The 9069-nt window shown below is 62.4% G+C and carries 6 protein-coding genes and 3 pseudogenes; 6 read left to right on the forward strand and 3 right to left on the reverse strand.

Annotation, left to right across the window (positions count from 1 at the left end):
* Positions 1-125 precede the first annotated feature (125 nt).
* The 3 genes from DIE16_RS34065 to DIE16_RS34075 are packed head-to-tail and all read left to right on the forward strand — an operon-like array spanning position 126 to position 3535.
* Positions 126-1739 (forward strand): GMC family oxidoreductase, encoded by a 1614-nt coding sequence (locus tag DIE16_RS34065; RefSeq protein ID WP_124489526.1) that lies wholly within the window; start codon positions 126-128, stop codon positions 1737-1739.
* A 2-nt stretch (positions 1740-1741) separates the two neighbouring features.
* Positions 1742-2752 (forward strand): zinc-binding dehydrogenase, encoded by a 1011-nt coding sequence (locus tag DIE16_RS34070; protein WP_124489527.1) that lies wholly within the window; start codon positions 1742-1744, stop codon positions 2750-2752.
* Between the two features lie 60 nt (positions 2753-2812).
* Positions 2813-3535, forward strand: coding sequence for a GntR family transcriptional regulator (locus DIE16_RS34075; protein ID WP_012366404.1), 723 nt, complete (start codon positions 2813-2815; stop codon positions 3533-3535).
* A 93-nt stretch (positions 3536-3628) separates the two neighbouring features.
* Here the strand turns inward: DIE16_RS34075 and DIE16_RS34080 are convergent, their stop codons facing one another.
* Entirely contained in the window at positions 3629-4324 is a 696-nt protein-coding gene (locus tag DIE16_RS34080) for an SDR family NAD(P)-dependent oxidoreductase (protein WP_124489528.1), read from the reverse strand.
* Positions 4325-4523: 199 nt separating this feature from the next.
* Between DIE16_RS34080 and DIE16_RS34085 the strand changes: the two genes are divergently transcribed.
* Positions 4524-5945 (forward strand): aldehyde dehydrogenase family protein, encoded by a 1422-nt coding sequence (locus DIE16_RS34085; RefSeq protein ID WP_124524292.1) that lies wholly within the window; start codon positions 4524-4526, stop codon positions 5943-5945.
* A gap of 189 nt (positions 5946-6134) precedes the next feature.
* Here the strand turns inward: DIE16_RS34085 and DIE16_RS34090 are convergent.
* A pseudogene (locus DIE16_RS34090) lies at positions 6135-6356 on the reverse strand (transposase); the annotation flags it as partial.
* Between the two features lie 234 nt (positions 6357-6590).
* On the opposite strand from DIE16_RS34090, the gene DIE16_RS34095 reads away from it, so the two are divergent.
* Positions 6591-7826 carry an IS110 family transposase gene (locus DIE16_RS34095; protein WP_124524293.1) on the forward strand — a complete coding sequence of 412 codons (1236 nt, stop codon included), beginning with the start codon at positions 6591-6593 and terminating at the stop codon, positions 7824-7826.
* On the opposite strand, the pseudogene DIE16_RS34100 reads toward DIE16_RS34095, so the two are convergent.
* Positions 7805-8935 (reverse strand): annotated as a pseudogene (locus DIE16_RS34100) (IS256 family transposase); the annotation flags it as partial. The gene DIE16_RS34095 and the pseudogene DIE16_RS34100 overlap by 22 nt on opposite strands.
* A gap of 57 nt (positions 8936-8992) precedes the next feature.
* Here DIE16_RS34100 and DIE16_RS37600 point away from each other — a divergent pair.
* A pseudogene (locus DIE16_RS37600) lies at positions 8993-9069 on the forward strand (translation initiation factor IF-1); the annotation flags it as partial.

A 9069-nucleotide genomic window follows, 5' to 3' on the forward strand; every position in this document is an offset into this window, starting at 1 on the left:
TTGTTCAATAGAGATGCATCATATATCATTGGTTGGCGGGCTGTAGCGATGTGCAGTGCAGCGATGTGTAGTGCAAAAGAAGTCGCGCCCGTTCAATCGACCAGAAGCAGACACTGGAGACACCCTTGACATACGACTACATCGTGATCGGAGGCGGTTCGGCGGGCAGCGCCGTCACCGGCCGACTGATCGAAGCTGGCGCAAGCGTCCTGTTGCTGGAGGCGGGGCCGCGCGACAGGAATCCGCTCGTGCATATCCCCGCCGGTTTCACGAGACTGCTCTCGACGGATCTGCTGTATCACTACGAAACCGAGCCGCAGACAGGGCTCGACTCCCGGCCGCGCATCGTGCCGCAAGGCCGGGTGCTGGGCGGTGGCAGTTCCGTGAACGCGCTCATCTATATCCGGGGGCAACAAGAGGACTACGACGAATGGGCTCGCCTGGGCAACTCGGGATGGTCTTACGACGAGGTGTTGCCGTACTTCAGGCGCGCGGAGGACAACGAGCGGCTCGACGATCGGTATCACGGCGTCGGCGGGCCGCTTGGCGTGTCGGATCTTTCGCAACGCTGCGAATTGTCGACGGCGTTCGTGCGCGCCGCGCAGCAAGCCGGCATTCCTTTCACGCACGATTTCAACGGCGCGCGGCAGAATGGCGTCGGCTTCAATCAAATCACGACACGCGACAAGAAGCGTTGCAGCGCAGCCGTAGCTTATCTGCGCAACGCCGAGGCGAGCGGGCGTTTGACGATCCGTACCGGTGTGCGCGTGGACCGCATTTTGATCGAGGCGGGTCGCGCGATCGGTGTGGAATACGTCAGCAACGGCCAGCTCGTACGCGAGAAGGGCTGCAAGGAGGTGATCCTGTCGGCAGGAGCCGTGCAGTCGCCGCGTCTGCTGTTGCTTTCCGGAATCGGCGCGACGGAGGAACTCGCTCGGCACGGCATCGAGGCCGTGCAGGATCTGCCGGGTGTCGGTGCGAACCTGCAAGACCATATCGAATTTCCGGCGGTGTCCTACTGCACGGGAAACTACGGTTACTACGGCCAGGACAGCTTCACCAACACGCTGAAGAACGGGCTGCAATATTTGCTTTTCAAGAGCGGGCCCGTCACATCGAACGTGACCGAAGCCTGCGCGTTCGTCAACGTCGACGCGCCGCAAGAGCGTCCCAATATCCAGATGCACTTCGTGCCGATCGTGTTTCTGGACCTGGATCAGGACCACGTGAAGTCGGCAGGCGCGACAATCAATCCTTGCGTGCTTCGTCCGCAAAGCCGTGGCGAGATTCGTCTGCGCAGCGCGGATCCGGGCGCCGCGCTGTGGATCGATCCGAAGTACTTCCAGCATGCCGAGGATCGACGCCTCGCTGTAGCCGGCCTGAAAAAGGCGCGCGAGATTCTCGCGCAACCGGCTCTGCGCAGCTATACGAGCGAGGAGGCGCTGCCGGGCGCGGGCGTCGCGACCGACGCCGCGCTGATGGACTACATTCGCAAGCGCGCGAAAACCGTCTATCACCCGGTCGGCACGTGCAGGATGGGCGTGGACGAGCACGCGGTGGTGGATCCCGAATTGCGCGTGCGCGGCATCGATGGATTGCGCGTGATTGATGCATCGATCATGCCGAATCTCGTGTCGGGCAATACGAACGCCGCTTCCATCATGATCGGCGAGAAGGGCGCGGACTACGTGCTCGGCAAGACGACCCTGAGCGGCGCAGCACTTGACGCGGTGGTGTAGCGATGCTGGAAGATAGCGTGACGATCGGCACGAACAACACGACGGATACGATGGGCGCCTGGACCTGGCAGATCGCCGGCGCGCCTTCCGCGCTCGCATGGCGGCGTGCGGCGAGGCCGGTGCCGGGGCCCGGAGAAGTGCTCGTGCGCAACCGCGCCGCGGGTCTGAATCCCGTTGACTGGAAATTCATCGAATGGGGGTCGCCGGCATGGCGGCCGGACCACATACCAGGGGTTGACGGGGCGGGAGAGGTGGTCTCGGTAGGCGCGGGCATCCAACAGGAATGGCTCGGCGTGCGTGTGGCCTACCACCAGTCGCTCACGCGCGACGGCAGTTTCGCGGAGTACACCGCAGTGCCGGTCCGCGCACTGTTGCGCTTGCCGCCGGGCCTGAGTTTTGCCGAGGCGGCGGCGTTGCCGTGCCCCATGCTGACGGCGTGGCAAGCCACGCAGAAAGTGCCGCACCGGACCGGCCTCGAAGCACTGGTAACGGGTGCCGGTGGAGCGGTCGGCACGCTGTTGGTCCAGCTCGCAGTGCGGGCTCGCTGGCGAGTGTCGGTGATGTGCAACTCACGTCATTTCGAGCGCATGGCGCGTCTTGGCGCTTCGACGAGTCTGTTGCCGGACATCGGAAGCAGCGCCTTTTCATCGCATCGGCCGTTCGACGTCGTGTTTGACACGGTGAGCGGCCAGCATGCCGCCCGACTTGCGCGCTTCGTCGCCGTGAACGGCCATCTCGTCTGCATCCAGGACCGTCTGGAGACATCCCCGGTCGCACCGTTTACGACGGCCATCTCGTTGCATGAAGTGGCCCTGAATGCACTGCACACCCACGGCTCGGCCGCGCATTGGCGCACGCTGGTCGATGCGGGAGAGCGTCTGCTCACTGACGTGCTGCATCGCGCACTGGCGCCGCTGCCTATCGAGCCGATGCCGCTGTCGCGCTTGCCCGAAGCACTGGAATCGTTGAAAGCCCATACCGGGCACGGCCGGCCCGTCGCCGTAGTCGACTGAGCCCGCAGCCGGGTTATCGGCATCGGCACCGCCTGTTGCGGCGATGGAGCGTGATGTATCATGCATGAAAACATTTTTCGTCCCGTTATCAGAATGAAGCCACTCGCCCGTGTCGAAAAGAGCAATCTCTCGTCACGCATCTACGAAGAGATCCGCTCCCGATTAATGAACGGTCAGTACGCGCCTGGCGACCGACTGCGTATCAACGACCTTGCCGAAAAGCTCGGCACGAGCATCACGCCGGTGCGCGAAGCGATTTTCCGCCTGGTCAGTGAACAGGCCCTGGAAATGACTGCGGCAACCTCGATCGTGGTGCCGGTGCTCGACGCCGATACCGTTGCGGAGATTCAGCTCATGCGGCGGCTTCTCGAGGGTGCGGCGGCCGAACAGGCGGCGCAGCGCATTACCCCAAAGGAAATCCGCCATCTGAGCCTGACGCACGACGAGTTCATCGAGGCAGTTGCCGCGAGCCCTTCAGAGGCCGCGGAGCGCAATCGCGACTTCCATTTCGAATTGATGGCGGCAGCCAGGATGCCCACGCTCAGCGCAACCGTGGAAACCATGTGGGTCCGGATGGGGCCGCTGCTGCACACGTTTCATTCGCATCTGCCGCGGCGCGAGATATCGAATCGTTCGCACCCCCACTATCGCGTGCTGGCCGCGCTGCGCAAGGGTGATCCCGAGGGGGCATCGCGAGCGATCCAGGAAGATATCGAATGGGGCCAGCGCGTGCTGCTCGAATGGATGGCCGAGCGGGAGCATGGCGAAGTCGCCGCTACGTAAGTAGCCGATTACCCGATCCGATTGCGATGCTACCCCACGCGGGTAGCACATGCGTGCGGCGGCGCATCGCCGCCGCCTATCCTCACTGCTTCATCATGCGATGCTGAATCCGCCGTCGATCGGAAGGACGACTCCCGTGATGTAGTCCGCGTCGGCCGAGCAAAGGAATTTCACGCCCCTGGCGACATCCGAAGGCTGCCCCCAGCGCCCGAGCGGCAGCCGTGCGCGAATTGAACCGCTGCGCTCGGGGTTGTTCAGCGCTCCCGCAGATAGTCGCGTTTCGATCCAGCCAGGCGCCACTGCATTGACGCGCACTCCGCGATCCGCGAACGCGGCGGCATGCGCGCGCGTCAAGCCAACAAGGCCGGCCTTGCTTGCCGTATAGGCAGGATTACGGGCCGAGCCGAAAAAGCTCCACATCGATGCGATATTGACGACGCAGCCGCGCACCGCGGACAGCTTGTCGAGCGCGACTTCGGTCGTGAGCTGGCAGGCGTTCAGATTGACGTCGACCACTTTTCGAAAGCCCGCTGAATCGAACTCCGCGCGGTCGTGGAGGATGATTCCGGCGGCGTTGACGAGCACGTGAATCTGCGCAAGATCGCCGAATGCGTCGCGAACTTCAGCAGCTGACGTCACGTCGACTCGTTTGAACGCGATCGCCGGATCGAGATCCTCGTCCGCGTCCTTTCCGACGGACACGGGGCGCAGACCCGCGCGCAAGAATTCTTCGGCGATCGCGCGACCGATTCCGGTGCCGCCCCCCGTTACTACAGCAACTTTCGTCATGGACTTTCCTCCTGTGAAAATAAAATATATGATGCATCATATTCCGGTATGCGGGCAGGCACAAGCGCCCGGGTCAATCGTGGCAGTGGAGGAGGAAAGCCACGGGCATTTCTCGATGCGATGCAGCAGATGCAGCAGATGCGGTGACGATGACGGCAAGGCTGAATCCCCTTTTTAAATTCAACAACTGGAGACTCGAATGACCAATGCGAAGCGGTTTTACATTGCGGGCAAATGGCAAGCGCCTGAGTCGAGCGCGCAGATCGAAGTGGAAAACCCGGCGGACGAGTCGATTATCGAGACGATTGCCGCTGCTTCCGCGTCGGACGTCGGTCGTGCGGTAGCGGCCGCAAAAGCTGCGTTCGGCGAATTTTCGCGGACTACCGTCGAGCAGCGGGAGCGATGGCTCGTCAAACTGCTGTCGATCTACAACCGGCGCTACGACGAGATGGCGCGCGTCATCTCGCTAGAGATGGGCGCGCCCATCGATTTCGCTGTAGCGGCACAGGCCCGCACGGGGCAAGGGCACATTGAGGCCGGGATCCATGCCCTTCGGACGTTTCGCTTCCAGCACGCAGTCTCCGGCGGGACTGTGGTTCGCGAACCCATTGGCGTGTGCGCATTGATTACACCGTGGAACTGGCCCATCAACCAGATCGCGTGCAAGGTGGTGCCCGCCATCGCAACCGGGTGCACGATGGTGCTCAAGCCGAGCGAGGTCACGCCGCTGAGCGCGCTGTTGTGGGCCGAAATGATCGATGAACTCGATTTGCCGCCCGGCGTGTTCAACATGATCAACGGCGACGGTGCGACTGCGGGCGCGGCGCTTGTGGCGCATCCTGACATCGACATGATTTCGTTTACGGGTTCGACCCGCGCAGGCAGCACGATCGGCGCGGTGGGTGCGCAAATGATCAAACGGGTAGCCCAAGAGCTGGGCGGCAAATCGCCGAACATCATTCTCGAAGGCGCGGATTTGCGTCCGGCCGTGGAGAGAGGCGTGCGTCATTGCATGGCTAATAGCGGACAGTCTTGCAACGCACCCACACGTATGCTCGTGCCCGAGAGCGAATACGCGGCGGCTGTCGAAATCGCTCGTGAGGTGACCAACAGCATTCAGGTCGGTCGTCCTGAGCAGCACGGCGGCCATATCGGCCCTGTTGCGTCGCACGCTCAGTTCGAAAAGGTCCGTGCTCTCATCCGGGCGGGGATCGATGAAGGCGCTACGCTCGTCGCCGGCGGGCCGGATGCGCCGGCTGGTCTCGAGCTCGGCTACTATGTCAAACCGACGCTGTTCGCTGATGTGCATAACGATATGCGTATCGCGCGCGAGGAAATCTTCGGCCCCGTTTTGACGATGATCCCGTATCGGAGTCTCGACGAAGCCATCTCCATTGCGAATGACACGCCGTACGGACTTGCGGCATATCTGCAGGGCAATGCGGAATTGGCACGATCCGTAGCAAGCGAACTGCGTGCCGGTATGGTGAGTCTCAACGGCGCCGATCAGTCTTTCGATGCGCCGTTTGGCGGCTATAAGCAGTCGGGGAACGGGCGCGAGTGGGGGGCGTTCGGTTTCGAGGATTACCTGGAAACGAAGGTCATCAACGCGGCCGGATGAAATGCCAGGTCGATGCTCGTGAACGTGTGAGGACGAGGTTCAGCCAGCCTGGCTATATTGAGATTCGTGGAGCTCCGGAATGATATTGATGATGCCGGGCGTCCGTATGCGGAGATGCCCGCGCATAGCGGTGATACGCGTCAGCGGAACCTGTCTGCATTTTTGTGGGCGAGGCGGTTGAACAGCGCGTTATCCACGCGCCTGCATAAATCGCTCTCCGAACAGGATAGCAAACTGATTCATCGCTGATTTCCAGTCGAACGCAGCGCGTACGGTCTTGGCCAGCACGTTGCGCAACGCCAGCCAGAGCAGTTTGATCGCGGCCTCATCATTCGGGAAGTGACCACGGGTCTTGATGATCTTGCGCAACTGCATGTTCAAACTTTCTATGGCGTTCGTAACCGGCATGATATAGCCGGTGCCTCGCGTTTCCGCGCCGAGTGGTTTGAGCGTATGGTGTGACCATCCGGGACAGGGGCACTGGGGAGCACTTCGGGTGGGCAGGCCGTTGTTACACGATGAGCCGCGAGCTCGTGTTAGTAGTTGGCCGCCCCTGCGACCCGCCCGGTTGCGCTGTGAGCGCGAATCCGTAGTTGTCGTGCTGTCCCACCGGCTCCCAACAGTGATCTGATGCGGGAGACGGTTATGCGAATCGTGGGGTTTGACGTCTCGCGCTCAGTGGCCGAGATCGCGTACCTGGAGGATGGCACGCTGCATGCAGGCGGCCGCACCGGGTTGCGACGCGACGAACTGGAGCGTTTTGCCGAGAAGCTGCGCGCCACCGATCATGTGGTGCTCGAAGCAACCGGCAACACTGCCGCCATCGTCAACGTGCTTCGTCGGCACGTCGCGCGCGTGGCGATTGCCAATCCGCTGCAAGTTCGGCTGATCGCGGAGGCTCGCGTCAAGACGGACAAGATCGAGGCAGCCGTACTGGCACAGCTGTATGCAAGCGGCTTTCTGCCGGAAGTATGGATGCCGGACGAGCACACGCTGGCGCTGCGCCGACAGATCTCGCGTCGTTCACAGCTGGTGCGGCAGCGCACGCGGCTGAAGAACGAGATTCATGCGGTTCTGGCCGCGCATCTGATCGAGCGATGCCCCGCCACCGATCTGTTTGGCAAGAAGGGGCGTGCCTGGCTCGGCGTTCAACCGCTTCCGTTGGACGAGCGACTCGGTGTTGAGCAGCGGCTGCGCGAACTGGACCGCCTCGGTGAGGATCTGCGCGAGGTGGAGCAAGCACTCGCGCAAGCGACCATCGACGACGCGCGATTGCGCGTGATGCTGACGATCACCGGCGTCAACACCACGGTGGCGATCGGGCTGCTATCTGCCATTGGCGACATCGAGCGGTTTCCGAATCCGGAGAAGCTGGTGAGCTACTTCGGGCTCAATCCGTCGGTCTATCAGTCCGGCCCGACACCGGCCAGGCACGGCCACATCACCAAGCGCGGGCGCTCTTACGCACGGGCGATGCTGGTCGAGGCTGCCTGGGGCGCCACGCAGGCGCCTGGGCCGCTGCGCGCCTTCTTCCTACGCGTGCGCGATCGCCGCGGCCAGCAAATTGCTGTCGTCGCGACCGCTCGCAAACTCGCAGTGATCGTATGGTATGTGCTGACACGCGACGAGCCGTTCGCGTGGGACCGTCCCGCGTTGACCGCACACAAGTTACGTGCGCTGGAACTGCAGGCTGGAATGCCGGCGCAGCATGGCTCGCGCAAAGGTCCGGCTGCCGCCTACAGTCTGAAGAGTGTCCGTCAGCAGGAACGAGCCGTGGCTGAGCAGTCTGAGCGAACCTATCAAAGACTGTTTAACCGGTGGAAGCAGTCGCGCCCCAAATCAGACAGCGCGCCGATACGGTGGCCGGAAGCGCGGACATAGCGAACGAGCGAAGTACGGCGTGGGGGCTTGTGTATTTCATCCGTGGTGTAGACGACCCGTCGGATCTCCGGCGGGAACACGTAGAACGGCACGACGTGCTCCCACGCGCGTTGCCACGACTGCACGATCGTCGGGTACTTCGCCCCCCAAGGTCCGTCGGCGAAGTCTTGCAGCGCTTGCCTTGCCGCCTCTTCGCTGGCAGCCGCGTAGATCGGGCGCAGCGCAGTGGCGAGTACCTTACGGTCCTTGTAGCTGGCGTATTCGAGGCTGTTGCGGATCAGATGCACGATGCAGGTCTGAACGGTGGTCCGCGGATAGGCTGCGCTGATCGCCTCGGTCAGTCCTTTCAGGCCATCGGCCACGGCGATCAGGATGTCCTGGCAGCCGCGCGTCTTGAGTTCGTTGAACACCTTGAGCCAGAACTTGGCGCCCTCGGTCTGCTCGATCCAGAGGCCCAGCACGTCGCGCTGGCCATCGGCCTGGATGCCCAAGGCCAGATAGACGGCCTTGTTGCTGACCACGCCGTCGTCGCGGATCTTGACCCGCAGCGCGTCGAAGAACACGACCGGATACATCGCCTCGAGCGGGCGGCTCTGCCAGCTCAGCGCTTCGGCCATCACCTCGTCGGTGACCGAACTGATGAAGTCGGGCGACACTTCGGTGCCGTATTGCTCGGCCAGAAACCCTTGAATCTCGCGCACGCTCATGCCACGCGCGTACATCGCAATGATGCGTTCGTCGAAGCCGGTGAAGCGGCGCTCGTGCTTGGGAATCAGGATCGGCTCGAAGCTTCCGTCACGGTCACGAGGGACTTCGACACGAACCGGGCCGCGATCCGTGATGACCGTCTTGCCGCTGGCGCCGTTGCGCTCGTTGGCTTGTCCGGGCGGCTTGGACTGGCCCGACGGGTAGCCCAGATGTAGATTCATTTCGGCGCCCATCGCGCGTTCGATGACCGCTTTGTTGAACGCCAGCATCAGATCCTGAACCTCGGTCGGCGTCATCGGCCCCTTGACCAGTTGGTCCAGCAGTTCTTTGGGCAACTCAGGCAGCGGCCCGCGGGCCGCTGCCTGAGAGGCTACTGTTCTCCGTTTCTTCTTCATTGGCATATCCATGACTTTTACCTCTCATGATATGCCCCGCCCACAAAATGACGGATAGGTCCACTGGAATTGTCGGTCTATGACCTCACCAAAGGGCGTATCAATTTCCGGCACAAAGACGAACGGGCTTCGCCCGGTGT

The organism is Burkholderia sp. Bp9090 (genome assembly GCF_003857985.1).
Classification (GTDB): Bacteria; Pseudomonadota; Gammaproteobacteria; order Burkholderiales; family Burkholderiaceae; genus Burkholderia.